This window comes from Paenibacillus sp. AGC31 (genome assembly GCF_057334655.1).
In genome coordinates this window covers 406,460-431,857 of sequence record NZ_JBHFJH010000028.1, presented here as the reverse complement: position 1 = coordinate 431,857, position 25,398 = coordinate 406,460, and the positions used below count along the sequence as shown (strand labels likewise).

The following is a 25,398-nucleotide window of genomic DNA, read 5'->3' as shown; positions in this document are numbered from 1 at the left end:
ATAGTGGCAGAGCCATAATGACCTATAGCAGGAGCTAAACGGTCAGGCGCGTAGCCTTGTTGCTTCTGTTAACCAGCTCTGTAGCCACGAACATGACACTGAACAGAATCAGCAGGATTAGGGGTACCATTGACATTCCCCATTGGCTTGCTATAAGCCCCATACCCAACGGGATGAGTGTTGAACCTGTATAGGCACTGGCCATTTCAAGTCCAATTACACTTGGAGATGCCTTCTCACCGAAGCGTTCCGGTGTCGCATGAACAATGCTCGGATAGATCGGTGCTCCGCCCAATCCCACGATGAATAAAGCCCCTGCGGCAATCCAATAAGGAATCGGCATAACCAGGATAACCAGTCCGACGCATCCAACGATTCCACCATACCTGATGAGATTTTTACTGGATACATGAGTCGAAAGAAAACCTGAGATTACGCGTCCCAAGATAATGCCAATGAAAAATAGGGAGGATAGTGCTGCGGCAGTACCTGGAGAAACTCCTTTGCTAACAATGAAGAAAGAAGCCATCCACAGACCGGCAGCAGTTTCGGAACCATTGTAACAGAGCATCGCAAGCATCGACATTTTCACGCCGGGGATACGTATGGCCTCACGGTTGCTTACGCGTTTCTTCTCATCACCTGAACCCTCTACTCTTCCCTTCTCAAAAATCCTCCATAGAGACAAAGTTGATAATAAGACCACCACGATCCCAAGCAAAATCAACCCCACAGTAACGTATCCTGCACGCCAGTTGTTTGCTTGATTCAGCCAATATGCCATAACGAGTGGGCCTGTCACTGCGCCAATTCCCCAGAAACAATGCAACCAGTTCATATGCTTGGCTTTGAAATGCAATGCTACATAATTACTTAGTGCCGCATCCACCGAACCTGCACCCAGACCGAGAGGGATCGCCAGAATCAGTAAAAACACAAAATTCTCAGAGAATGAGAATCCCAACAGCGCGATCGTTGTTGAGAGTATACTGAACAATGTGACTTTACCCGTTCCGAACCGGTGTAACAATCGGCTGGCAGACAGACTTGACACTACTGTACTAAATGAAATGATTAGAGATATATAACCAGCCATTTCTGTTGTCGCATGTATATCGTGTTTCATAACGGACCAGGCACTGCCAAGTAAAGCATCAGGTAATCCCAGCCCTATAAATGCGAGATAAATAATGATTAACAATAACGTGACCATCTGGGTGTACTCTCCTCAGTTTGTTTGAATTCTGATTTGCATTGAACCACCCATATAATAATATTGATATTTGTATTGATGATCTTCCTCAATATTGACTTAATATATCAGTATCCTGATATATTCTGGCGACTTATAACCTATATCACTGGTTCAAAATAGGAATTTCTCCAAGCAAATGCTTCAAGTTAATGGCATCCCACGGCATATGCTCAGTTATTCCTAATCCAACTACATCTGTTTCTTCAGACAGTTCTTTGATCAGATGAAGCAAGTGAGGTATTTGCATGGTTCCCGCTGGCGAAAACACATAAGGTTCCCCTGGTTTGGCGAATAACAGTGAACGAAACATGTTGGGATCAAGCACATCCAGATCAAGGTGAATTGCCAGATGTTTGAACCCAGTCTCTTTAATCCACTTCTTAATCGAATCCATGCCATAGGTTAATTCTTCAGTTCCAGCCGTTTGGATACCCAATCTTTGAATCACTTCGGTTTCCTGTTCCGTGGGGGTTGTCAACCCGGCCATGAAGACATGTTCAGGTTTCAAAGGGACTCTCACATGTTTGGCAAACTCCGGATCTCCTTCCCCAAGAAGGTTCCCGAGCGGTAAAGTATGACCGTTGTCATAGCCCTCGTATCTAACCAAATCACCGTGAGCATCAATCCATATCAAACCAAGTTCTCCGCCATATCGTTCATTTAAATAAGCAAACGGGGCTTGTTCAACCAAACAGTCACCACCAAACATGACAATGCGATCAGGCTGGTGAGCTTGAATGATATGCTGGGCAGCCAGCAATTGCTGAAGTAGCTGTGTTCTGCCTTTTATCCCGTTCTCGCTTACCAGAGGTGTTCCATCATAAGCCTCAACAGGAACATGAATGAGAGGTTGATTATTGTCAGGTGCGAGCCAAGCAAGCAGTTCCGCTCCAAAAGAGTAGTTCGGATTATCTCCACCTTGCCATTGAGGCATAAGCAGACGTATTGTTTTTTGAGTCATCGTAAATCTCCTTTACATCAAGGTAAGGTTAGTATAAACTGAGCCCAAACAAATAAATAGTACGTTCTTTTATGATAGGTACTACCCGAAAGGATAGTGTAAATGATGAGTATGGCTGAGTACCACGGTAAAGTTAAAAACATTCAAGATACCCCTTTTGGATACACGTTGTCTGTCATTGGTGGCAAATGGAAAATGGTGATTATGTATCTTCTGGCTGATAACCAGCCTGTTCGTTTTAATGAACTGAAAAGACAGATTGGCGCCATCACGTATAAAACGCTGAGTTCACAGCTCAAAGAATTGGAAGCAGATGGTATGGTGGAGCGGAAAGAATATCCCCAAGTCCCTCCTAAAGTCGAGTACCGTCTGACAGCGAAAGCTGAAACGTTATTGCCCGTTTTGGAAGGCCTATGTGAATGGGGTGTCCAACATCAAGACCCTTCGATCAATAATAGCGCAACGGATTGAACGCTTTTGTCTATATACTCAGATGAGATAATTGGACTAAATGGAGTATGTTAAAACGCAAAAAGTCGCCAATCGGCGACTTTTTTACTTTTATCTTGTGTTCCTCTGTCCGTTCAGCATCATAAAAGCTGTGATTCGTAGAATTATACTTTTTCGTGTACCAGATCTTTCTGATATGCCAACACTCTGTCCCAATTTCCGCTGAAAACAGGAATTCGATAATACCCTACACGCTCATACAACGCTGCAGCTTCTGGTTGCAAGGGACCTGTTTGCAGTTTCAGATTGGTATAACCAAGTTCGTTCGCAATACGCTCTGCCTCGGCCAAAATCGCCTGGGCAATGCCCTTACGGCGGTAACCACTCCGTGTATACATGCGTTTAACTTCTACAGATGTTTCATCAAGGGGCCGAAGTGCTCCGCAACCAACCGGATACCCGTCGATCCTGGCAACGATAAAAGCCGCACGTGGCACCTCAACGTCTGACAGTTGAAATCCCGCAGTTCCATCACCGCCATATAACAACCCGAGTTCTTCACTCAGTTCCTTGATCAGTAACAGCGAATCTTCGCTTCGAATATCTTCAGCTGCTGCATGCACGATATGTGTCATCCCACATACCCCCTTTATCTTATTGGACTTATTGGTTTAAATGATATATCTAAATTATCATTCCCAACAGCAAGCGTCAATTCCCTCATTCATTGAATATTTCTATAAGCATCTGAACGTATCTTTTTGCCGTCTTTATTCGTTTACATAAGAAATATAACGAGCAACGATGTATATGAATTCCAACTCTCGGAGGTCTGATATTATGGAAATTTCAAAGGGAATAGCAATGCTTCAGCTTGATTTTGAGGGGAATATAATTCACCCTGTTCTGATATGGGATGAAGAAATGGCTGTGTTAATAGATACCGGTTTCCCTGGACAATATGACGATTTATGTATCGAACTCGAAAAGGTAGGTGTGCCGATCAGCCAACTTAAAGCAGTGATTTTGACACATCAGGATGTGGACCATATCGGGTGTCTTCCCGAGATTTTGAAAGAGTGTGGCTCACAAGTCAAGATATATGCATATGAGCTGGATAAGCCATATATTGAGGGACAGCTCCCTCTTCTCAAAGATGGTCACCTTGAGCATCCTCCGATGGGCAAAGTAGATGAAACGGTGTCTGATGGTCAGGAACTGCCGTTTTGCGGTGGAATTCGCGTTATTCATACACCTGGTCATACACCAGATCATATCAGTCTATATTTGAAGCAAAGCAAGACGCTCATCGCCGGTGATTCAATGTACAGTGTAGACGGCATGCTTGGAGGCATTCATGAACCAACTACGCTGGATACAGAGACAGCTCGATTCTCTTTGAAAAAGTATTTCGAACTCGACATTACATCTGTGGTTTGTTATCACGGTGGACGAAGTCATAGGAATGTAAATGAACAGATCTCAGAACTTACTCAAGGATTATAAATATTAAAATTGCTGATCCGCGATTGGTTACCGTCTAAACCCAATAACCATTCTTAGTCTTAGCATAGTCTTCCTATTGCTTGGCATATTGCAAAATGGCTGTAGCCGCACGAATTCGCAGCTCTTCTTCTTCACTGTGTAACGCTTCTCTCAGCACCTGGAGAGCTGTTTGAATCGTGGCTTCATCTACCCCTGTTGAGAGAGAGTTGGTTGCTTCGGCTGTTACACTGACTGCAAGACCTCGATCCAGCTGTGCTTGTGATATGGGATATTCAAACTTCGCAAGGATGACTGAATCAATTTGCAGTGCCTGCACTTTGTCATTCAGCTCAGCAAGAGGAATACGACCTAACCATGTAACTCCCCGACGGTGACAGATCAAGTCGTTTTCTGTGCCAGTGGAATCGTCGTAATAATAATCCCCGATATCCCCAACATACGTCCATTCATCATCGCTAATTATTACATAATCTCCATCCTGCATGAGGTTAGCAAACATATGTAGTGTCGCGAGTGTGCTCGCCAATTCTGCTTCATCCAAGCTATAGTGTTGAACCAACTGTTCCTTCCATAGCTCCGGGGGCGTTTGTTCCAGATCCCCTGTACCTGACCAAGCAATACCAATATAATTGTCTTCCAGAAATGATGTTACTCTGTTGACTCCGTGCACGGTGGACTGGATGTGATATAGATTCATGCGTACCGCCTTCCTTTCAATCATTCGTATGAACGTAGTTCACCATTGTAACATTAGTGGGGTCTATTTCAAACGTAATGATCTCTTTCGCATTTGGCGGGTTATGTGGACCGTAGAAAGTTCTAACTTCCAGAACGGTTCGAAAGTTATAACCACCTTGTATATGCCTTTTAAGTTCCAATACATGGATATCATATAGACCGTAGCTAGGGATCGGCATATGATTTGCCTGATAATAGTTGGTAATCTCACGGGAAATGTATGGGTTGAGTATCGTAAGTGCTAACGGCTTATAGTTTTCTTGTTGTACATACTCAGGATCTGCATATGTAACATCTGTGGATAGGAAAACACTATTTAACATTAATGTTATAGCTACAAGTATTGAGAAGAAAATTTGTTTTTGAATTACCATACTCATCCACCTTTTTACTTTCTATTATCCCGAGTGAATGCAAAAGCATACAGAATATTATTACGATCTAATATTAATCCATAGCTATATATCTGAATGTAAACGTGATGAAACTTGATATATTGATAATCTTTCTGTCATCGGAGTGGCAAGTGTAAATACTCGTTAGTTCAACTTATAAAGCATATACTTTTGGATATAGCCCCAGGCTATAACTAGGTATAATTTAATGGAATTACATTATAACTCCGGATCTGTGATAAATTTTGTGTAACATAAAAGCAGAGGGGTTTTAAACAATGACAAAAAGTAGTGTATTGGGATATCCGCGTATTGGTGCTGATCGGGAATGGAAGAAAGCGTTGGAAGCGTTCTGGGCAGGTAAGCTGGAGGAAAATGAATTTCACGCACGTTTGCAGGAGATCCGTATCAATCATTTGCGCAAGCAACAAGCAAAAGGCATCGACATCATTCCGGTTAATGACTTTAGCTATTATGATCATATCCTAGATACAGCCGTGATGTTTGGCATTATTCCTAAACGTTTTGCTTATAGTGGTGGCTCTGTTCCGTTGTCCGTATATTATGGCATCGCTCGGGGAACAAAAGATGCCGCAGCAAGTGAAATGACAAAATGGTTTAACACTAACTATCACTACATAGTACCTGAGCTGGACGGGGCTTCCCCAACTCTGACGGAAAACAAACCACTTCTCGCTTATCGTGAAGCAAAAGAAAAACTCGGCATTGAAGGCAAACCGGTTATTGTTGGACCGTTAACCTTCCTGAAGCTCTCCAAAGGTTATGATAAATCCGAGACAGACGCTTGGTTGGACCGCTTGCTGCCACTTTACACTCAATTGCTTCAAGAACTTGCAAGCGAAGGCGTTCAGTGGGTGCAGATCGACGAACCTATCCTGGTAACCAAATTAAGCGATGAAGACGTACAGCGTCTGAATAAAATATATAAAACATTTGCCGCAGCCGTTCCAGGCCTGAATATCATGCTGCAAACGTACTTTGAATCTGTAGAAAACTACAACGAGATTGTTGCACTGCCAGTTCAAGGTGTAGGACTTGATTTTGTACACGGGCTCTCTGGTAACACACAATCTATTCGGACATCCGGTTTCCCGGCAGACAAAGTGCTCGGAGCAGGTATTATTGATGGACGTGGGATCTGGAAAGCTTCCCTTCAAGCAAAACTGAATTTGCTGAATGAATTGACTGAGTTCGTGACACCTGAACGTATCATCGTGCAATCATCTTGCAGCCTGCTGCATGTGCCAGTAACCACAGACCGCGAGGCAAAACTTACATCTGAACTGAAGAATGCACTCGCATTTGCAGATGAAAAGCTGGATGAGATTGTTCTTTTGACTACAGCCTTATCTTCACCAAGTGCAGAGATTACCGCCAAAATAGACGAAGCAGAGCTTCCTCTTCTGGCGCTTCAGCAATCCGAAGATCGGAACCGTACCGCTGTACAGAAAGCCGTTGCTTCCATCAGTGTTCAACAGCCAGAACGCTCGCGTCCTTTTGCAGAACGTCATGAAGCCCAACAGGCCAAATGGCAATTGCCACTCTTCCCGACAACAACGATTGGTAGTTTCCCACAATCTGCTGAAGTCAGAAAAGCACGTCAGTTGTGGCGCAAGGGTGAGTTGAACAACGAACAGTATGCTGCCTTCATCCGGGAGCAGATTGATATCTGGATTAAGATTCAGGAAGAGATCGGAATTGACGTACTGGTGCATGGTGAGTTTGAGCGTACCGACATGGTTGAATTCTTTGGCGAGAAACTGGCCGGTTTTGCCTTTACACAGTTCGGCTGGGTACAATCATATGGTTCACGTTGCGTGAAGCCACCTATTATCTTCGGCGATGTTGCATTTACGGGTGAAATGACGGTGGAAGAAACGAAATATGCCCAATCGCAGACTGAGCGTCCTGTCAAAGGCATGCTGACTGGCCCGATTACCATCATGAACTGGTCATTCGTACGCGAAGACATTGCTCGTGAGCAGATTGCCTATCAATTAGCGTATGCGTTGAGACAGGAAGTCGAAGCACTTGAACAGGCAGGCATTGGTATGATCCAGGTTGACGAGCCGGCTGTTCGTGAAGGACTTCCGCTGAAAGAAAATGAACAAGCCGATTACCTGGCTTGGGCTGTCAAAGCGTTCCGTATCTCTACGTGCACAGTGCATGAAACGACTCAAATTCATACGCATATGTGCTATTGCGAATTCCATGACATGATTGATTCCATTGAAGCTATGGATGCAGATGTTATCTCCATTGAGACATCCCGTAGTCACGGTGAACTGATTCATAGTTTTGAAGAAAATACGTATGAGCTCGGTATCGGTCTTGGCGTATATGACATCCATAGTCCACGTGTTCCGAGCGTAGATGAAATGAGCAGCATGATTGAACGTGCCCTGCGTGTTCTTGATCCGAAGTTGTTCTGGATTAACCCGGACTGCGGATTAAAAACCCGTGGACAGGAAGAAACGGTAGCTTCCCTGCGTAACATGGTTGACGCAACCAGAATCGCTCGCACCAATCACGCTTCAGCTGCTGTATTGTAATCAGCTGCGAAGCAGCATAGCTTCAAAAGTAAAGCCGGACACCCCTTCGTTAAATGGGTGTCCGGCTTTTTATATGGTTACTTTTTGTAGTTACTTTTAACGTACATTCATTTCACTTGTAACATGGCGATCTCTGGCGTTCCTGCCCTTTTCTCACCACCATCCAAAGCTTACGACTAGATACTCTCTTCCAGCCATTGCTGCAACGGCATATCTTCGGTCAGTTCACCGAGCAGTATGTGACGGAACTCCCCATCCCCATCAATAACCATCGTTGCGGGCAAACCTGTAATACGATACATACCTGATATGTTGCCCGTCACATCAATAATCACTGGAAAATCAAACGCCTGCTTATCCATAAACTCACGGATCGTGCCCTTCGATTCCCCCACGTTAACAAACAGGGTTTCCACATCGTTCTGATAGTCCTGAGCAATCTGGTGAACGAGCGGCATCTCCCTTACGCAAGGTGTGCACCATGAAGCCCAGAAGTTAATCATGACGGCTTTGCCCTGATAATCGGACAGGCTGACTTGTTCCCCTGCTGAATTAACCGCTGTGAACTCAGGGGCTTTTGCACCTGCTTCAATAGCGTTGCCTCGCTGAGATTCGGGTGTCGATACATTTTCGAAAATGGCCCATGTACCTGCGAGCAATGCAACTACACCAATCAAAATTGTAAGTGTACGTCTGCTTTTAAAACTCTTTTTCTGCAATAAACTCACCTTCACTTTAAACCAAGACTTTGATGAAATGCTGCATGGAGCGAACCGAATTGATCACAAAAATCGTGAGTCGAGCCCTCTCCAACATTACGTCCATGGTTCATGAATATCACCTGATCCGCAATGTCGTCTGCAATCTCCAACTGATGGGTCGAGAACACGACCATGTGACCATCCTGTTTGATTCCCTTGAGCAGCTGAGTTAATTCCTGCATCCAGAATGGGTCCAATCCATTTGTTGGCTCATCCATGATGAGCAGTGGAGGTTTGGACAGCACAGCTTGAGCGAATAACACACGCTGGCGCATGCCTTTGGAGAAGGTCGTAACCCGTTTGTTCTTTTGATCCGCCAACCCTACCATGGTCAGTACTTCCTGCACTCTCTCCTTGGGAACTTTCCTTAGAGAAGCCCAGAACAGAAGTACTTCCTCTGCGGTCAGTCCCTGATTAAATTGATAATCGTCCGGCATATATCCAATCTGCTGTGAATAACGGTTGCGCTCCTTCAACCATCGCACATTGTTCACCACAACCTCACCGGAGGTAGGCCGAAGAATTCCGGCGATCATACGCAGCACTGTGCTCTTCCCTGCGCCATTCCCTCCACAGAGGGCAAGCACTTGGCCTGAAGTTATGCGAAAGGAGATATCCTGAACAATTTGTTGCTTTTTAATGGATTTACACAATTCCATCACTTCGAGTCCCACTTTATCCATGAGAACGCCCCCTCTCCCAGATTGCATATACCGCTACGACAGAGAAGGCAATCCAGAACAGGCATATCCCGATGAAGATCCAACTGCCACTGGGTTGCTGCACCCACTCCACCCATCGATAATATTCTGGTCCCAGAATAGAGCCGCCCCCAAGTTTGATCACGACATACAAGCGCACCAGCTCGGCCGGATTGATGAGCGTTAGCATAACCAGCAGCGGTTTCACCCACAGATAAGGCATCAGTCCCAGCACAGAGAGCAATAAGGTCGGCCACCCAATGACTGCGAAAAACCATACGGTCACGGAGATCGTCAACGACTGCCACCGATTACGCGACAACGAACCGATAAAGAGAGCCAGTGTCAGGAATAACAACACCAGTCCACAGGAAAATGCCAGAAAGAGAAGATATGTCATGACATCCATTGGATTCCCGATTACTCCGCTAATGACCCCCATCAGGCCGTATCCAAACGCAACAATGGTGATTAAAACAATCGAGAGCCCGAGATACTTGCCCACAATAAAAGACATCGTGCCGATGGGATACGTGGATAGCAGTTGCCAGCTACCGTCTTCCTTTTCGGATGTTAGTGAGAAGGAACCGAGGAATAGCGTCATTAATGGCAAAAGGTAGAGAATGAGATTCAACATGGAACCTGTGGTTCCCGAATATCCTTCAACCAGATTCTGTGAATTCAGAAGTAACAAGCTTAAACTAAAGGTACAAAAAAGGATCAGAAACGAATACGCCCAAGGATTGCGAAATCCCATTTTCACTTCTCGTCTTGCAATCTGTATCATATCTGACATCATTGATCACCATTTTCTATTGTCATTCCTAGTGGCCTGACTCTTCTTTCTTCTCACCTTCCTGGTGCATCTCATTACTGTCTCCTTCATCATCATGTCCGTGCTTACCATGCCCATGTTCACCCATCATGTCCATATTCTCCGTGTTCTGCTTCCAGTCATGAGAAGCAAGATCCTCAGCGGTCATAATGGTTCCCACACCTTGCTCTGCAATGAAAGCTTCAGCCGAGGGCTTGTCCTTAAAGTTAAGAATGCCATAGGCCATAGGCGTGCGTAATGAAGCGTCGTATACATACGTGGCTTTGCTGTATTCAATCCATTCCTTATCATTATAATCACGTACATAGTCCATGCCGATGTTATCGGTGCCATTTTCTGTTTTCCACTGGTTCATGCAACCGATATCATCGAACTTGTAATTTTGGCCGTCTTTCGTAGTGAGCTGTGTTGCATATGCGTCGTCCTTCACCTGCATTTTACAGATCGCACAGATATCCACGTCCTCATTGATCGGCAATGCCGCGTATTTTGTTCCGCAAGCGGTTAACAATACCATGCCAAACATAAGTACCATGACCAATGTCCATCTTCTATTCAAGCCTTTGTTCATTTTCGTAATACCCCCATATAGATGATTATAAAAGTTGCCATACCCAACAGAACTAACCCGAACATCCACACCATCTTGGAACCTGTAGCACTTTCCACTGACATGTTCAGATCAGATTTCGTATCCATGCTCATTCGTGGCGATTTGTCGGTAGTCCATTGTTCTCTGCCTTCTGTAAACAAGTCACTCAGAAAGACCATACCCGGTGATTGGAAAAAGAGCTGATACGCAGAATTTCGACTGACCAGTTGCTCATAAAAAGGATTGATGGCATAGGGAATTTCACTGATTCCATCCTGATTCAGATCGAGCCCCTGAAAAGAGTCCCAGTAGTTCTCCATCAGGACATTATTCGGGCTATCCAGCGCGGAAGCCTCAATGACATTGGATACCAATCGATTACGTGTAAACTCATTACCTTCTGCCAGGACCAGCTGGATTCCAACAAAATTCCGAAGCACCGCATTGCCACGGATCTCATTGCCTGAGGATTCTGCAATATTCATGCCGACACGATTACCCTCCACTACATTGTTGTGAACAGAAGATTGATGTACGTCATACAACAGAATCCCTTGGGAGTGAACATTGGTACTTTGTTTGCGAAAGGAATTCCCCGATATGACCGTATTCTTGACACCCATAATCATGGCACCTGTCATGTTCTCCTCTCCGGTATTGTCCATGACAGAAGAGCCGTCAATGTACATACAGTGGATGCCATACCTTGTATGTAACAGCCTGTTATTTTGCACGGTAGACTTTCGACTGTTCTCCAGATAGATTCCATCCCTCATGCCAGTGATCTCATTGGCCTCAATGTAGCTATCATGGGAGTTGTACAGATCAATGCCATTGCCCTTCTGGCGACTGGAAGCAGAATCAGCCCCCAACCAAGTAATGTTGTTCCGTTGAATCGTTGCATGACTCGAATTCCGGATGATCATCCCATACCCTTGGGTCTGAATATGCATATCCGTAATTTCACTGTTTTTCCCTTCAACCTGAATCGCTGCAGTCTGTTCATTCGTATCATGTTCAATTGTAAAACCGCTCAATTTCACCCCATCCGAGCGAATCATTATCGTAGAGGTGGCTTCCGCATTAACAACTACGACCGTAGGATCACCCTGAATGGTGATGTTTTTGTCAATCGTCACCGGTCCAGAATAACGACCTGATGCAAGTTTAATGACTTCTCCAGGTGTAGAACGGTCAATCATAGGCTGAAGGGGAATGAGCTCACGATGTCCGGAGGAGGCCATGATTGCACCTTGCGGAAGAGATAGTAGGAGCATCATCATTCCGATTAGAAAAATTACACCCGTAACCCGACTCTTCTTACAACTGTCGAATGCACCCAATCCTGCCCGAGGATTACCCATGAATCTTCACGCGCAATTCTGGCTTCTTGTTACAGTTACTTATTGCTGTGGCAATGCATTCAACCAGTCTTGCGTTAATCCCATGTATACGTTGGTTGTACACACCATCCCTCCATTCCACTTAAAATCCAACATTTCATGTCTCTCATTCATTGAAGCAACGTAATAAATGAAGCGTTATCACAATCCTGATCACAGTGTACTTAAAATGTTATTTATTCCATATAGCTCAATTAGGCTATAGACACTACATTTTTGTGTCGATATTGTGATGTAAATTAAAAAAAAGCCGCCATATAGGCGACTTCCTAAACGAAGGTGTATTGTGATCAATAGTCTTCTTCTTCCCTCTTACCCAGAATTCCGTAAAGAAACAGCTTGCCCAAGTCTTTTCGCACATTTACATTAAGTTTTTCTGCAAAAGATGGTTCGCTCAACATGGTCATGATCCCATTCATAAAAATCATGATGGCTTCTGCCGATACGCCTCCTTTTATTTTTCCCTCGGCTTTGCCTTGTTCGATCAGCTTCATAAGCTCAGGGATGACAACGTTTCTGGCATAATCCTCAACATGCTCTTTGAATGCTGGATCTTCGAACATAAAATTCTTAATGCCCTCACTATTCAACGTCTCTTGATTGTTTACGGATACCTCATACATTTTACTCATCTTATCTTCAAAAGGAATATCGGAGTTCATTACAAGACTGAATTCCTTTCCCGATTCCTCAATTTGATGGTAAAAAATCTCCTTGGCCAATTCTTCTTTGCTTCCAAAAAAGTTATATATGGATGCAGGAGAAACACCAGCATGTTGCGCGATCTCCCTTACACCGATTTCTTTAAAATTTCGAGTCATGATCATATCGATTAGTGATTGCAGGATTTGCTTTTTTTTCTGTTCTCTGCGTTTTTCGAAGCCATTCATGGAATCTACCGTCCTATCCTCCGCGAATTATGTAACAAGATATCTCTATGTTATATTTTTATTGACATCCATTCAAGCTAGCAATATTATGTAACTAGAAAGAATATTGTTACATAATTATCCGTGGAGGTTGAGGTCAATGATCAAGGTCCACTCTTTAACCAAGATCTATTCAAACGGTAAGGGAATTAGGGATGTGAGTTTTGACGTTGAAGAAGGAGAGGTCTTTGGATTTCTTGGGCCCAATGGAGCCGGAAAAACAACTACTCTACGTCATCTGATGGGATTTGTGAATCCCTCCAGCGGGATGTCTAGCATCAACGGCTTAGACTGCAGAAAGGAAGCAGCACAAATACAGAAGAATTTGGGTTATGTGCTTGGTGAGATCGCATTTTACGATAACATGACAGGCATGCATTTTCTGGAATTTATTGATGATTTAAGAGGTCGTAAGGACATATTGCTCCGCGATCAATTAATCAACCGATTCGAGTTGGATTCAGGTCAGAAGATCCGCAAAATGTCCAAGGGGATGAAACAAAAAGTAGGGTTGATCGCCGCTTTTATGCACGACCCTGCGGTGCTTATCCTTGATGAACCTACAAGCGGGTTGGATCCGCTGATGCAGAGAAGATTTGTCGAATTGATTATTGAGGAAAAAAACCGGGGCAAAACGATACTCATGTCTTCCCACCTCTTTGATGAAGTCGATCACACTTGTGAACGTGTGGGCATCATACGAGAAGGGTCAATCGTAACCGTGGAGAACCTAAACTCGCTAAAAACGACACTGCCGAAGAGCGTTGTAGTCGCTCTGGCGCATGCGGAGGATATAAAGGTGCTTCAAAATAACGGCCTCCTTTATACTGAATTGGGTCCCTTACGCGTGGAGATTAAGATTACGGATGGATATGACCAAGTGCTCAGGGTACTCTCCCAATGTAAGGTTATTGATATGGAGTGTCCTCCCCAAACGCTTGAGCAAATTTTCATGGACTTTTATGGGAAGGAGCAAATTTAATATGTCTTGGGCATTATTTAAAGCAAACATGCGGGCCAATCGGTTCATTTGGTTTCTTATTGTAGCCATATATTCTTTTTACTCCATTATGCTGATAGGTATGTTCGATCCTGATAGTGTCGATGCACTAAAAGAAATGTTGAATATGCTTCCTCCTGAGCTCATCAATGCTATGGGAATGAACGTTGGAACCACTTTGCTCACCTTTCTTTCCGGAACACTTTACAGTCTTCTTCTCTATTTGTTCCCCATGATTGTTTCCATCATTACGAACCACCGAATAATGGCCGCTCATGTTGATAAAGGAAGTATGTCCTATCTGCTTTCAACGTCCAACTCAAGAAAACGTATTGCTGTTACCCAAGCGGTTTACAGTCTGATTTCAATAACAGCGATCTTTTGCTGGATTACGGTACTAACTCTTGTTGTATCATCTATCATGTTTCCGGGGCTTATGGATATTAACAATTTCATTTGGCTTAATCTTTACGCCCTTCTGATGTATTACGCCATCAATGGCATCTGTTTTTTCGCATCTTGTTTGGCAAATGAAAGCAAGTATAGCCTTGGATTCGGGGCCGGTGTTCCTGTAGCGTTTGTACTACTGCAAATGCTGGGCGATTCAGGAGAAACGTTAAGCTGGATTAGCAATATGTCATTATATTCCTTGTTCGATCCGGTGCGATTGTTCGCAGGTGACAGCTACGCGTATGTGGGAATGGCTGTGTTCGCAGGACTTGCAGCACTTCTGTATGCTGCAGGAATTATTATTTTTGATAGAAAAGATTTGCCTATATAATCCGGGTATAGTTTGATCTACTCCCGCAAAGGGCAGCAATGATGGATTAACGTAAACGGGACGAAGCATGGATAAACCTCTGCTTCGTCCCGTTTGAACGTGTGCGACTTCCGTTGAATCATTTATTCAAATGGATAGGTCCAAAATGTTTCTCTGCCAAAACGTTTCTTGATTTCTTCGTTATTCAGCTCACGATTTCCTACAAGCTCTGCTGCTTGGAATTGTGAACGGTGGGCACGAATCGACGCCATTTTCCGATCCAAAAATTCGGATACGTCAACGAATACATCCGGTTTGCCAATGTACTGTTCCTGATTATTAGCGAACGCAACGCAGTGAACCATCGGACGTTCATCCACAGGAAGTTTAGCGATTGTACGTATAACAGCGGCTCCCGTTGCATCATGATCGGGATGAACACTGTACCCTGGATAGAACGTAATGACCAGCGTGGGGTTCAACTCTTTAAGTAGCGACGTAATGGTATCTTCCAATAACTGTGGGTCTTCGAACTCCAGCATTTTATCGTGGAAACCCAGCATTCTCAGGTCCTGAATACCAATCGCTTCAGAAGCTTCGATGAGTTCCTTTTTACGGATGGCAGGCAACGTCACTCGGTTGGCAAATGGAGGAATCCCCATATTGCGCCCCATCTCGCCAAGTGTTAGACAAGCATAGGTTACATGGGCACCGCCATCTATGTATTTGGCTAACGTTCCCGATACAGAGAAAGCTTCATCATCTGGATGTGGATATACCACCAAGATGCGCTCATGCTCGTTGTGTGTAGTATTCATGGTTATTCAATCCTCCGCTTTCATCAGAACATCTCTCGGCTTAATTGTAACGCCACAACTAGTTTACCTTGGCTGTCGTGACCGGCGAGAATCAGTCTTTCTTGTTCCTGCTCATCAATATGTGTAAGTCCTTCGGCGTAAAGCCATCCCTGCGTTGTTTTCAGACCAACACGGTATGGACCTGTACCTGAAATGGACCCCTGCGTATATCGTATGGCCGCATTGGTAATGAATGCCGATGCTGGATGTTTTGTACTGTCCATGTGTTGTGCGTAAGCACCTGACGTAAGTTCTAGATGTACGTATAAGTCCTGATCAGCAAGATTATTGATCCGGAGCTGAATGTCTTGAGGTTTAATCGGTTGCATAGCGGCCTCCTTGTCTAATGTAATTGTACGAATTTCATTTTAACATAACCACAAGAGAATATACATGGAGTGACCCTGTCGACCTCTCATAGAGCCCTCTCATGATGATTCCAGTTTGAAAACAAGAACAGATTTGCGTGGTTTTTTCTCTTTTTATTCATGGATCATATCTATATTATGAAGTGTAGGTAAAAACGACCGTGATGAAGAACCTTGAATTCTAAATGAATCTTGCTCCAACATGTTTGGAAAGGAGTTTAACTCGACTTGAAATCTCTAATACAACTACTTCATTTTGGCTATCATCAGGCCATGAGCTGCATATTTCCCGTAGCGATCTTTGGAACACTGGCCCTGTCCAGTGTAATTCCTATTCCTTTCCTTCATCGGTATGATGCCATTCTGCTCGTATTACTTGCTGTGCAGTACCTGATGTATCGAAGCGGCTTGGAAACCCGGGATGAAATCAAGGTCATCTGTGTATTTCACATTATTGGCCTGGTGCTGGAGATTTATAAAGTATGGATGGGATCTTGGTCTTACCCTGAGCCAGCATACACCAAAATCCTGGGTGTCCCTCTTTATAGTGGATTCATGTATGCAAGTGTAGCCAGTTTTATGTGTCAGGTGTGGCGAAGACTGCGAATGGACATGACCGGATGGCCTGGTTTTGCACCTTCGATGCTGCTCGGAGCAGCCATCTATATTAACTTTTTCACTCATCATTTTATGCCCGATTTTCGCTGGTGGCTGACGGCGCTTGTATTCATTGTCTTCTGGAAAACCTGGATTATTTACCGGGTACGAGCAACGACCTATCGAATGCCCTTATCGCTTGCTTTTATCATTGTTGGTTTCTTCATTTGGACTGCTGAGAATATCGCTACATTCTTCAATGCCTGGAAATACCCTGATCAGCATGATGCCTGGCAACTGGTTAGTTTTAGTAAGATCAGTTCGTGGTTCCTGCTGGTCATCATCAGCGTTATCATCGTTGCGCAGCTCAAATATGTAAAGGCCAATCGAACCGCAGGTGATTCAAAGTCCAGTTAATTATTCATTCTCTAACCGTAAAACAGCAGCAATCTTAGACTCGTACCTAAAGTCTTCGAATGCCGCTGTTTTTTTGCTGTATTAATGCATTTCTCACCTAAATGGTAATTCTGTATACGTCTTAAGCATCAAATACTGTTGTCTGCTTCAGCACCAGTTTCCCTCCAGCTTCAATTTCAAGCTCATAGATGCCATTCTCATCCAGTTCACATAGACAGGCACTTCTGCTGAGCATCTCGCTTCCTTTCACCCATTCAGGAATATGAAGTTTCGTATGGATCCGCCGGTCCGCGACAAGTTCTGCCCGGAAGAAGCCCGTGCTCCGATTCCATGTACAGGACATTCTACCTCCTGGTATGCACCAGTCATGAATGGAACCTCGTACCCACCGTTCTGGCAATGCCGGCAGCAGCTTGATGCGATGTTCTGACACATAGAGCAGCATTTCCTGTACTGCATTAACCCAGCCCATATTGGCATCCAGCTGAATCGGAGCTGCGGGCATGGACATACATATTCCCATATTGCGCCAGTCATTATGCAAGGTATACCCATTACTCAGAACACAGGAGCGCGCAAGAATATCGAGACTTTCCAGCGCCCGCTCACCATTGCCAAGTCGAGCATATATGGATGACATATGTGCAAGGGACCAACCACTCTGAGCACCAAGCCTTCGCTGATCAACTGCTGTCTCGAACGCTTGGAACAGTTCTGGCTGTTCTTCATGGGTGAGCTCCTGTCCTGGAAAAACAGGATACAGGTGTGAAAGATGACGATGATCACGTCGATCTTCAAACGCAGGATGCAGCCATTCTTTCACAGCTCCCTCCGTATCAATTAGATAGTCGGGCATATGCTCCAGCATGGCTTCCCAGCACGGAATCTTAGTCGTATGCACTCCAGTTAGTCGACTGGCTGCAATGACATGCTGTAGCAGTTCTTTAATAATAGCAATGTCCATGGTGGCATTAATGGCTGTAGGCATAGGATGCGCCAGTGGCTGTCCATGCTTAGGCATAAAATTCTCAGGTGTATTCTCTGGCGAAACAGACGGGTATATCTTGTATTTTCCGTCTTCACCCAGCACCAGAAAATCTTCATAGAACTGAAGAGCCTCCTTCATGAAGGGCAAGGCTTCCTCCAGCAGAAACTGCTTATTCCCAGTGAACTGATAATGTGCATAATAATGTCTGGCGATCCATCCTGCTGCTCCCGTCCAATTCATGATTACTGGAACAATCTGGTTAGGCACGCCGATACCCGGTGTTGTTCCAGCGGGAATGTAAATCCCTCGGCAGCCGTATAACTTACGAGCATTGTCCCGAAAGTCATCTATTAATCCGTTGTAATAGCGGAACAACGAACGATTCAGATTGGATAAACCACCTACGTCAGTGTGCCAATACATCATTTGTACATTCTCATTCGCCATATTGTGGCCCCAGATCAAGCGATAATCTCCACCCCACAAGCCGTATAATCCAAATGGCAATCCGCTATGTTCAGAGGTTCCACTGATAAATAGATATCGACCATAGGCCCACATTTTGCGCACGAACCCTTTAGGTGCTTCACCTTCATAGGATTCCAGAAGCAAGTCTTCATTACAGCGCCCGTCATCCGTTTTATCATCCAGATCTAGCTCAGCGGACCGAATCAACGGTTGATGCAGTGAGATATGCCGATCCAGCAACGTATTGTAGTCGCTCTCAAGCGATGCGAGTTCCTGCTTCAACCGTGTCCATTCCTGCGCTCGTCTGCCCGTAGCAAACATTTTAACAAGCACAAGCACTTTTCCAGAGGTATGGAAATGAAGTTGCCTGCTAAGCATGTCTTCGTTAGTTTCGCTTTCCTTTTGTTGATCATGACTCGCACCAGGGATTTCGTTCAATTGGATCAGTCGCAGCACCGCTCCGTAGTCCTGTCCATCGTCATTTTGCCCGCCATAGCACAGGTAGTCTCCACTATGATCCCGATCGATTCTTATCGTTATAGACGACTTTAGTACGTTGAACTCATCGTCTTCTCTTACCCGGTCGCCCTGCGGGAATTGCAGACCTATCGTCCCCGACAGCAATGAATGCTCAGCCGAACCTGTTCCCTGCGCACTTGCTCCATCATTCCCTCTATGAGTCCGGATCTCATAGACAATACAATCGTCTGCACGCGAGACGAACAGACTTCTTGTATAGTTGTGACTTCCGTCCTGCCAGCACACCAGAACTTCCCCTGTGTCCATATCCAGTTCCCGCCGATATTTGCGAAAAGCGTTATTACACGTCATGCCCACCGTCATGGTAGCCAGTGGATATCGGGAGGACAGCCTGGACGCGTAACCTTCTGCTTGCAGTGTACGGGTCAGATGCCAGCTTGCTTCTAAATATCGTTCCTCATCCATTAACTTACGGGTTTCTGATAAGGTATGACTGACATCGGGCAGCTCATCTTTGCGCCCCCAATGCCATAATTCACTGTGCTGCAAGAGCACAGTTTCCGCCTGAATTCCGCCTTGCACTGAAGCACCAAGTTTACCGTTTCCAGAAGGTAGCGCTTCTCGCCACATCCCTTGCCACCAAGAAGAGGGATATTTCATCAACAACTTGTTCCTGTCCGGCCGTATGCCTGTAGTGTCTGTCTGGTCCTTGTGTTGGTTCACGCTTCTTCCGCCCCAAGTCTCTCCATCTCAATACTGGCTAGCAAGAACGGGGCTACGCCCATTTGCACATCGCTAACGACCTGTTCACTGATGTAATATTCATAAGAACCGTCTCGATACTTCTTCCCACCGAGTCCGGCACCATGACAGATGTGGTGCAGATGCACCCCTTTTTCATCTTCAGTGACTAACCGCTTCAATATTCCTGCATAGGCCTGATCAACGACTTCACGGTCCAGTTCAGCCAGATAATGTAACCGGAGGCCTTTCGCGAGTGCATAGGTCAGCATACAGGAAGCAGAGGCTTCCAGATAATTGCCCGCTCTTCCGTTCTGATCCATCACTTGGTGCCAGAGTCCACTATCATGATCCTGAACATGAGCAATAGCGTATGCCATTCGTTCAAATATGCCCATAATCTGTCCGCGCTGTGGGTGATCCACGGGAAAGTGCTCCAGTGCATCCACAACGGCCATTGCATACCATCCCATGGCCCGGCCCCACACATGAACGGATCGACCAGTATCTTGAGCGCACCAGCGTTGTTCCCTGCTCTCATCCCAGGCATGGTGGAGTAGGCCATTACGCGGATTACGGGTCTTTCGCTCGATCAACAAAATCTGTCGTGCCACTTCATCGAAGCTCTCGGGATGATCGAAGGTGCTCGCATATTCCGCCAGAAAGGGTGAAGACATATAAATACCATCCAGCCACATCTGAAACGGATATATTTTCTTATGCCAGAATCCACCTTCACTTGTCCGAGGCTGTCCTTTAAGCTGGTCAACCAGGTGTTGAATTGCCTTAGCATATTTGTCATTGCCTGAGCTCTTCCACTGGCTGAACAGATTTTTGCCTTCATTGATCATGTCCAGGTTGTAATCATTCAACCGATAGGTCCGAATGGTACCGTCATTCTCGATGAGGTCATCCATGTGACGCTGGACAAATTCCGCATAGCGAGATTCTTGATTCCATTCGGCGGCGCGTTCCAATGCCATCAGCGTCATCCCGCCAACGTAGCCCCATTTGCCTGCAATCTTGGGATGATTGCCATTCTGGCATTCGGAAAGCAAGGTATCTGCTATTTTGACAGACATTCTGCGTTCCTGTGTCACTGCCTTTGTCGAAGTTCCAACCATATCAAAATCCTCCTTCTGATGGATTATGCCATCTGTACCGTTCATTCGGGGTTTAACGTTCTGATGATTACATCAATGGATGAAGGCCTTCCCACTTCACAGTCCAGCTTCCATCCCGTGGAAATCCCGGATTCGCTTGTTCTCCTGCCCCTGTCCAGCCGGCGGCCATCATGGCGACAGCGGTTAGGAGACCACCGTTCCCGGGAAGATATGCCCACAACCCTGCTCTCTGATAGTTGTGTCCATTAGGCATATACGTGTTCTTCGTGGCATCCATCATCAGGAAATCCACTGCAAGCTCTGGTTCATTCAATCTGGCTGCGGTCATCGCGCACATCGGAAAATCCCAACCCCAGGCGGATTCCCAGTCCCAGCATTCTTTGACCTTGAGCAACGTATTTCTCATGATCTCCGGATCGATTAATGAACCTGGCAATAGTCCAAGTGCTCCAACCATCGAGGGATGATCATGGTTTTTAACGGTGTAAGTGTCCGGACAATTCTCGTGTGCGAGATAAACTCCGTTCTCATGTCGAGGTTTAGCCATGTGCGAAGCCACTCTTCGCCAGTCTGGATTGGCTGGATGATTCAAACGCTCTGCCCACAGGATGGCTATCTCCAAACCGAATTTCCAGTACTCCAGTTCATAGGGCGGATTCAAACTATCGTTCATCGCGTGATTCTCCTGCGCAGGGATAAGCGGCGGACCTAGCACATACGCTTGCCTTTTCCCATCCCAATGGGCATAGGACACCATAAATTCAGCCGCTTCAAATACGATATCCTTATACCTTGTTAACATGGCAGGGTCAGGCCGGGACAGATAACACATCTCAGCTAGTGCCATGGGATGTGGTTGCTGCCAGATCAATCCTGGAGCTACCGGCGACGGAGTCTGATGCCCGTTATAACCCACCATTTTGGGCCATCGCGCACCGACATAACCTTGAGAGCGTGCCAGTTCGTGTGCTTCTGGCAGGATGGTCAGGTACCAGTCCATACTCTTGCACAACAGATCGGTCCGATTCCAGAGCGGAAAATGCGCTGCATGCCACCAATGCATCTCCAGATGCATTTTGCCGAACCAGCTGTTATACATATATCCGGTCTCTTGTGGTGGCATGGACCCACCACTGTGCACCGCACTCAGAAACTGGGATAGGACCACTCTACGCTCCAGTTCAGCGGCACGCGGATCTGAACTGCCTTCAAAATCTATCACTCCGCCATCATTCCAGAAATGATTCCAGTGGACCGAGCTTGATCGCAACACTGTATTTGCTAGCACGGTTTCCGGCTTATGTGCAGCAAAAGATACACTGCACGACCAAATGTCCGAGTCTGGTACGGCCTTGGGAGATAGTGTGAATTCATGAGTTCCCGTCTGTTCCAGTTGGCCTGCGTCCCAGATCCATTCTAATGCATACTCATCTTCATCCAGCACACGTTTCAATGATGCGGAAGTTGAAGTGACCGATGTCAGCACAGTAGAATGTCTGTCATGTTGCTTCCAGTCGGGGAATACTGATTTTGACCAGCTCCGGTGTGTCATATCGGGCGATGGAAATACAACAAACAGTTGCAGACGCTGCTCACGGATTAATTCGGATTGTACACGAATGGCGATACAATCGAGCCGTGGGTCACAGGCTGTCTCTACACGCACTTCTTCCCCCTGCACGGTAAATTCACTGTGCAGAATTCCGGTCCATAGATTCAATTCCTGACGTACCGGGACGACATGGGTGACATCCGTCTCCTGACCATCTTCTCCTAGCAAACGAAATGAAATGCGTCCAAGCTGAAGTCGATGCGGGTTCTGCCTAAGCCAGTGATAGGCTTCTTCCTTGTCTTCGGGCTTCATGGGGTATGGCACTTTGCGGCCATATGTCTCAAATGCCTGATAGACAATATCCTCATCTCCGAATACATGATGACCGCCCGTATAATGCCAACCCCAGTTGGATTGGGTACCAAGAGGTATTTCATACAGATCTGGATATGTCTGTAGTCCCGTAAAATCAGCACTGAATGCAAATTCTCCATTACCTACAGATAAAGGCGATCTCGGCTCAATCTGCGTTAATACCGGATGATTCCTGGTGACGACCGATTGTCGATCCATCAATGGCTCTGCCTCCTTGTCATTCTATGGGTCAAGATTCCCGTAGTACACCCCTGCGGCTTCGCATTATCTCCCTGTACTTGCCCGGTGTAATGTCTTTGTATTTTCGATACACACGAATAAAGCTGTTCTCATGCTGATAACCCACCATCGTTGCGATCTCGGAAATTCTATAATCCGTATCCAGCAATAGTTCACAGGCACGTTCCATCCGAAGCTTAGTGAAATATCCGTGGATGGTATCACCTATTTCCTGCTTGAACAACTGGCTTGCCAAACTGCTTCCGATCCCGGCATGCTCGGCAATCTCCTGAATGCTTACCGGGTCTTCCAGGTGGTTGTTCATAAATGCAATCATCTGTTGACACAGTATGAAATCCTTGCTGAGCATAAGACTACCGAACCATTCTGCCAAACCTTCGATCTGGCTTCGCAGCACTTCACAGACAGCCTCCAGATGCATGGTCTGCATATCCACCATTTCGAGTCCGAAACCTTCTGTCTCGCGCTTCAGGCGAATTCGTTCAAGTGTAGCTGCAACAGCTTCAAGAAAGGCCAGCGCTGATGAAGGATGCCATTGCTCGTGGGTCATTCGACCGACTATCTTGTCAAAAGTCCTCAGGGCTTCTTCACCCCTGCCTGCTTCGACGGTCTCCGCCAGTTGAGTCATGAATTCATGTTCTTCCAATGTGTTCTCGGTCGGTTGCAGACCCGAGATCTCGTCAAATGAAATAACTCGTTCATACCCCTGGTAGAATCTGTAATCCAGCGCACTCTCCGCCTCATGCATGGCTCGCTGAAGTCGCATGAATCCGTCGTGCCCCCCGCTTACGCCGCTCGACACCTGAAACTTGAGTAAACGAGGAATCATGCCAATGGTCTCTCTTATTGCTGTCGTTATGCTCTTGCTACCGCCAGAATGAAGCGGTTGCAGCATCACGAGCATCCGGTCTCTGCCCAGATCGGCTGATAACACTCGCCATTGTCCAGACAACAGTTCAGCTATGATATTACCAATGGCAAATTTCAGCAGGGAGTGATCTGACTTCCTAAAGCGCTCACACCAGGCCTTATAATTGTCAATCGACAACATGGCAATAGAGAGTGGCTCATCGCTCCAATCCTTGAAATAACGGCACCATTTCTCGCTAATTTCCCGACTTCCTGTCATATGTCCGTTATAGATATCCGTCAGAAATTTGGATGAAGCTTCCGGAAGGGTCTGCCTGAGATTGATGGCCTGCTGAGCATGATCCGTTAGCAGTTGACCCGTTATTTTCTCCAGATCAATCTGCTCCGGATGGATTCTCTCCTGGTCGTATCCGCTGAGCAGTTGTCTCATGCGTCTTACCGGTCTAAAAGCAGCTGCATTGTAAACTGTGATCGTAACCGCTCCTGCTACAAGAGCCAACAAAGATACGATAAAAACAATATTGCGGATCTTCTGTGCATTAGCCAGGAGACTGTCTTGTGATATCACGGACAGATAACGCCATCCGGTGTACGGTGAAATGGTCTGTGAAGCCAGTAAAAGCTTACCTTCATGTTTAAACTCACCAAGCTTTTCACCATCCAATTGGGTGAGTACATGACTGACCGCTTCCTCTCCGACGGCATAATTGCCGAGATCATATAAAGGCTGGTTGTTGGTGTCGAGGATGAACCGATGGCTGTCAAGGTCGGAGACGGATGAGAGCAGCATGTGCTCGAACATCTTCTCTGTCTTGAAATTAACTGCGATAATCCCTTTCAACTCGCCAGCGATCATTATTTTTCGGTAAAGTGTAATTTGCGGCATGGACGCACCAGAAGATGTGGAAATCTCACGTTGTTTGACCAGCATGGGACGCTCTTCAAGTTCATCGGCAACGCTAACCCAATCCGAATCCGGGAAATTAACCTTGCTGGAGCTGTAGCCTTGTGGGAAGGAAACAATGCTCTCTCGATTCATATCAAAAATGTAAGCGCTCTTAATAAAGGACGTACTACTGATTAAGGTTTCCAGAAATTGTACCAGTTCCGTAATATTGCGGTATGATCCCTGTACTTCATTGGTGAGAAATCGGTATACATTACTGTTCAGTGCAATTTTCACTGCAATCTGATCACTTTCCCGGATCACTTCATCAATATCATTCATGCTGATACGCAGCATCTGGTGTTGCGGCTCACTTAATTCCTGCTGTAACACCGATTTGGAAGAATAATACGTCGTCATCCCCACCGCAATAATAATCATGAAGACAACAACAGTCAGAATCAGCAGCAGCCGGGTCTGGGTATTGGTGACATTGAATTTTAGCCACTTTAAGAAGGAAAGGGTCACAATTATCCCACCTCATATGCAATATACCGATATTATACCGTTCCCATA

At 45.7% G+C, this 25,398-nt stretch carries 23 protein-coding genes; 6 read left to right on the top strand and 17 right to left on the bottom strand.

All coding sequences use genetic code 11. The features are described from left to right. Nucleotides 1-34: 34 nt before the first annotated feature. Both ACE04G_RS16175 and ACE04G_RS16170 read right to left on the bottom strand, forming a co-directional pair. Nucleotides 35-1,213 (bottom strand): MFS transporter, encoded by a 1,179-nt coding sequence (locus tag ACE04G_RS16175; RefSeq protein ID WP_221819390.1) that lies wholly within the window; start codon nt 1,211-1,213, stop codon nt 35-37. A gap of 145 nt (nt 1,214-1,358) precedes the next feature. Beyond that, a complete protein-coding gene (locus ACE04G_RS16170) occupies nt 1,359-2,216 on the bottom strand; it encodes an arginase family protein (protein WP_221819391.1) in 858 nt (285 codons plus the stop codon). A 105-nt stretch (nt 2,217-2,321) separates the two neighbouring features. Here ACE04G_RS16170 and ACE04G_RS16165 point away from each other — a divergent pair, with 105 nt between their 5' ends. Further along, complete coding sequence (locus ACE04G_RS16165) at nt 2,322-2,687, top strand: winged helix-turn-helix transcriptional regulator (RefSeq protein WP_449004572.1); 366 nt, start codon at nt 2,322-2,324, stop codon at nt 2,685-2,687. Between the two features lie 143 nt (nt 2,688-2,830). Here the strand turns inward: ACE04G_RS16165 and ACE04G_RS16160 are convergent, their stop codons facing one another. Then, the gene (locus ACE04G_RS16160) at nt 2,831-3,301 is read right to left on the bottom strand and encodes a GNAT family N-acetyltransferase (protein WP_221819392.1); all 471 of its coding nucleotides are present in this window, start codon (nt 3,299-3,301) and stop codon (nt 2,831-2,833) included. 205 nt (nt 3,302-3,506) lie between these two features. Here ACE04G_RS16160 and ACE04G_RS16155 point away from each other — a divergent pair, with 205 nt between their 5' ends. Next, the gene (locus ACE04G_RS16155) at nt 3,507-4,172 is read left to right on the top strand and encodes an MBL fold metallo-hydrolase (RefSeq protein ID WP_449004560.1); all 666 of its coding nucleotides are present in this window, start codon (nt 3,507-3,509) and stop codon (nt 4,170-4,172) included. A 73-nt stretch (nt 4,173-4,245) separates the two neighbouring features. Here the strand turns inward: ACE04G_RS16155 and ACE04G_RS16150 are convergent, their stop codons facing one another. Then, nucleotides 4,246-4,869, bottom strand: a complete 624-nt coding sequence (locus ACE04G_RS16150; protein WP_221819394.1) for a hypothetical protein — start codon at nt 4,867-4,869, stop codon at nt 4,246-4,248. A 16-nt stretch (nt 4,870-4,885) separates the two neighbouring features. Continuing rightward, nucleotides 4,886-5,284 (bottom strand): DUF3888 domain-containing protein, encoded by a 399-nt coding sequence (locus ACE04G_RS16145; RefSeq protein WP_221819395.1) that lies wholly within the window; start codon nt 5,282-5,284, stop codon nt 4,886-4,888. 299 nt (nt 5,285-5,583) lie between these two features. Between ACE04G_RS16145 and metE the strand changes: the two genes are divergently transcribed. Then, nucleotides 5,584-7,878 (top strand): 5-methyltetrahydropteroyltriglutamate--homocysteine S-methyltransferase, encoded by a 2,295-nt coding sequence (gene metE, locus ACE04G_RS16140; RefSeq protein WP_221819396.1) that lies wholly within the window; start codon nt 5,584-5,586, stop codon nt 7,876-7,878. Nucleotides 7,879-8,054: 176 nt separating this feature from the next. Here the strand turns inward: metE and ACE04G_RS16135 are convergent, their stop codons facing one another. From ACE04G_RS16135 to ACE04G_RS16110, 6 genes are all read right to left on the bottom strand, one after another. Next, nucleotides 8,055-8,606 carry a TlpA family protein disulfide reductase gene (locus tag ACE04G_RS16135; protein ID WP_339184983.1) on the bottom strand — a complete coding sequence of 184 codons (552 nt, stop codon included), beginning with the start codon at nt 8,604-8,606 and terminating at the stop codon, nt 8,055-8,057. 2 nt (nt 8,607-8,608) lie between these two features. Beyond that, nucleotides 8,609-9,322: a heme ABC exporter ATP-binding protein CcmA gene (ccmA, locus tag ACE04G_RS16130; RefSeq protein WP_339184981.1), complete on the bottom strand. Its 714-nt coding sequence runs from the start codon at nt 9,320-9,322 to the stop codon at nt 8,609-8,611. Continuing rightward, nucleotides 9,315-10,136 (bottom strand): ABC transporter permease, encoded by an 822-nt coding sequence (locus ACE04G_RS16125; RefSeq protein ID WP_339185400.1) that lies wholly within the window; start codon nt 10,134-10,136, stop codon nt 9,315-9,317. Before ACE04G_RS16125 ends, ccmA begins: the two co-directional genes overlap by 8 nt. 28 nt (nt 10,137-10,164) lie before the next feature. Next, nucleotides 10,165-10,746 (bottom strand): nitrous oxide reductase accessory protein NosL, encoded by a 582-nt coding sequence (locus ACE04G_RS16120; protein ID WP_339184979.1) that lies wholly within the window; start codon nt 10,744-10,746, stop codon nt 10,165-10,167. After that, nucleotides 10,743-12,131, bottom strand: a complete 1,389-nt coding sequence (locus ACE04G_RS16115; RefSeq protein WP_339184977.1) for a right-handed parallel beta-helix repeat-containing protein — start codon at nt 12,129-12,131, stop codon at nt 10,743-10,745. The genes ACE04G_RS16120 and ACE04G_RS16115 overlap by 4 nt, the downstream gene beginning before the upstream one ends. A 329-nt stretch (nt 12,132-12,460) precedes the next feature. After that, on the bottom strand, nt 12,461-13,060 hold the full coding sequence (locus ACE04G_RS16110) for a TetR/AcrR family transcriptional regulator (RefSeq protein WP_221819399.1): 600 nt from the start codon (nt 13,058-13,060) through the stop codon (nt 12,461-12,463). 139 nt (nt 13,061-13,199) lie between these two features. On the opposite strand from ACE04G_RS16110, the gene ACE04G_RS16105 reads away from it, so the two are divergent. Together ACE04G_RS16105 and ACE04G_RS16100 are read left to right on the top strand one after the other, a co-directional pair. Beyond that, nucleotides 13,200-14,081: an ABC transporter ATP-binding protein gene (locus ACE04G_RS16105; RefSeq protein ID WP_449004559.1), complete on the top strand. Its 882-nt coding sequence runs from the start codon at nt 13,200-13,202 to the stop codon at nt 14,079-14,081. Nucleotide 14,082: 1 nt separating this feature from the next. After that, nucleotides 14,083-14,880, top strand: coding sequence for a hypothetical protein (locus ACE04G_RS16100; protein WP_449004558.1), 798 nt, complete (start codon nt 14,083-14,085; stop codon nt 14,878-14,880). A 122-nt stretch (nt 14,881-15,002) separates the two neighbouring features. Here the strand turns inward: ACE04G_RS16100 and bshB2 are convergent, their stop codons facing one another. Both bshB2 and ACE04G_RS16090 read right to left on the bottom strand, forming a co-directional pair. Then, nucleotides 15,003-15,677 carry a bacillithiol biosynthesis deacetylase BshB2 gene (gene bshB2 / locus ACE04G_RS16095; RefSeq protein ID WP_339308403.1) on the bottom strand — a complete coding sequence of 225 codons (675 nt, stop codon included), beginning with the start codon at nt 15,675-15,677 and terminating at the stop codon, nt 15,003-15,005. 23 nt (nt 15,678-15,700) lie between these two features. Then, complete coding sequence (locus tag ACE04G_RS16090; RefSeq protein WP_017688572.1) at nt 15,701-16,045, bottom strand: YojF family protein; 345 nt, start codon at nt 16,043-16,045, stop codon at nt 15,701-15,703. Between the two features lie 267 nt (nt 16,046-16,312). On the opposite strand from ACE04G_RS16090, the gene ACE04G_RS16085 reads away from it, so the two are divergent. Next, nucleotides 16,313-17,098 (top strand): DUF817 domain-containing protein, encoded by a 786-nt coding sequence (locus tag ACE04G_RS16085; protein ID WP_221819403.1) that lies wholly within the window; start codon nt 16,313-16,315, stop codon nt 17,096-17,098. A 121-nt stretch (nt 17,099-17,219) separates the two neighbouring features. On the opposite strand, the gene ACE04G_RS16080 is transcribed toward ACE04G_RS16085, so the two are convergent. The 4 genes from ACE04G_RS16080 to ACE04G_RS16065 form a co-directional block, all read right to left on the bottom strand. Continuing rightward, nucleotides 17,220-19,757 (bottom strand): glycosyl hydrolase family 95 catalytic domain-containing protein, encoded by a 2,538-nt coding sequence (locus tag ACE04G_RS16080; RefSeq protein WP_449004557.1) that lies wholly within the window; start codon nt 19,755-19,757, stop codon nt 17,220-17,222. After that, the gene (locus ACE04G_RS16075; RefSeq protein ID WP_449004556.1) at nt 19,754-20,899 is read right to left on the bottom strand and encodes a glycoside hydrolase family 88/105 protein; all 1,146 of its coding nucleotides are present in this window, start codon (nt 20,897-20,899) and stop codon (nt 19,754-19,756) included. Before ACE04G_RS16075 ends, ACE04G_RS16080 begins: the two co-directional genes overlap by 4 nt. A 67-nt stretch (nt 20,900-20,966) precedes the next feature. Next, entirely contained in the window at nt 20,967-23,024 is a 2,058-nt protein-coding gene (locus ACE04G_RS16070) for a glycoside hydrolase family 65 (RefSeq protein WP_339185399.1), read from the bottom strand. A gap of 31 nt (nt 23,025-23,055) precedes the next feature. Further along, entirely contained in the window at nt 23,056-25,350 is a 2,295-nt protein-coding gene (locus ACE04G_RS16065; protein WP_449004555.1) for an AraC family transcriptional regulator, read from the bottom strand. Nucleotides 25,351-25,398: the final 48 nt, after the last annotated feature.

What these genes read in the sequence shown, in the direction of transcription:
- ACE04G_RS16160 (WP_221819392.1), bottom strand. Translation starts at nt 3,301, where the DNA reads ATGACACATATCGTGCATGCAGCAGCTGAAGATATTCGAAGCGAAGAT.
- ACE04G_RS16070 (WP_339185399.1), bottom strand. Translation starts at nt 23,024, where the DNA reads ATGGATCGACAATCGGTCGTCACCAGGAATCATCCGGTATTAACGCAG.
- ACE04G_RS16175 (WP_221819390.1), bottom strand. Translation starts at nt 1,213, where the DNA reads ATGGTCACGTTATTGTTAATCATTATTTATCTCGCATTTATAGGGCTG.
- metE (WP_221819396.1), top strand. Translation starts at nt 5,584, where the DNA reads ATGACAAAAAGTAGTGTATTGGGATATCCGCGTATTGGTGCTGATCGG.
- ACE04G_RS16170 (WP_221819391.1), bottom strand. Translation starts at nt 2,216, where the DNA reads ATGACTCAAAAAACAATACGTCTGCTTATGCCTCAATGGCAAGGTGGA.
- ACE04G_RS16145 (WP_221819395.1), bottom strand. Translation starts at nt 5,284, where the DNA reads ATGGTAATTCAAAAACAAATTTTCTTCTCAATACTTGTAGCTATAACA.
- ACE04G_RS16100 (WP_449004558.1), top strand. Translation starts at nt 14,083, where the DNA reads ATGTCTTGGGCATTATTTAAAGCAAACATGCGGGCCAATCGGTTCATT.
- ACE04G_RS16075 (WP_449004556.1), bottom strand. Translation starts at nt 20,899, where the DNA reads ATGGTTGGAACTTCGACAAAGGCAGTGACACAGGAACGCAGAATGTCT.
- ACE04G_RS16105 (WP_449004559.1), top strand. Translation starts at nt 13,200, where the DNA reads ATGATCAAGGTCCACTCTTTAACCAAGATCTATTCAAACGGTAAGGGA.
- ACE04G_RS16125 (WP_339185400.1), bottom strand. Translation starts at nt 10,136, where the DNA reads ATGTCAGATATGATACAGATTGCAAGACGAGAAGTGAAAATGGGATTT.
- ACE04G_RS16110 (WP_221819399.1), bottom strand. Translation starts at nt 13,060, where the DNA reads ATGAATGGCTTCGAAAAACGCAGAGAACAGAAAAAAAAGCAAATCCTG.
- ACE04G_RS16155 (WP_449004560.1), top strand. Translation starts at nt 3,507, where the DNA reads ATGGAAATTTCAAAGGGAATAGCAATGCTTCAGCTTGATTTTGAGGGG.
- ACE04G_RS16090 (WP_017688572.1), bottom strand. Translation starts at nt 16,045, where the DNA reads ATGCAACCGATTAAACCTCAAGACATTCAGCTCCGGATCAATAATCTT.
- bshB2 (WP_339308403.1), bottom strand. Translation starts at nt 15,677, where the DNA reads ATGAATACTACACACAACGAGCATGAGCGCATCTTGGTGGTATATCCA.
- ACE04G_RS16115 (WP_339184977.1), bottom strand. Translation starts at nt 12,131, where the DNA reads ATGGGTAATCCTCGGGCAGGATTGGGTGCATTCGACAGTTGTAAGAAG.
- ACE04G_RS16120 (WP_339184979.1), bottom strand. Translation starts at nt 10,746, where the DNA reads ATGAACAAAGGCTTGAATAGAAGATGGACATTGGTCATGGTACTTATG.
- ccmA (WP_339184981.1), bottom strand. Translation starts at nt 9,322, where the DNA reads ATGGATAAAGTGGGACTCGAAGTGATGGAATTGTGTAAATCCATTAAA.
- ACE04G_RS16165 (WP_449004572.1), top strand. Translation starts at nt 2,322, where the DNA reads ATGAGTATGGCTGAGTACCACGGTAAAGTTAAAAACATTCAAGATACC.
- ACE04G_RS16150 (WP_221819394.1), bottom strand. Translation starts at nt 4,869, where the DNA reads ATGAATCTATATCACATCCAGTCCACCGTGCACGGAGTCAACAGAGTA.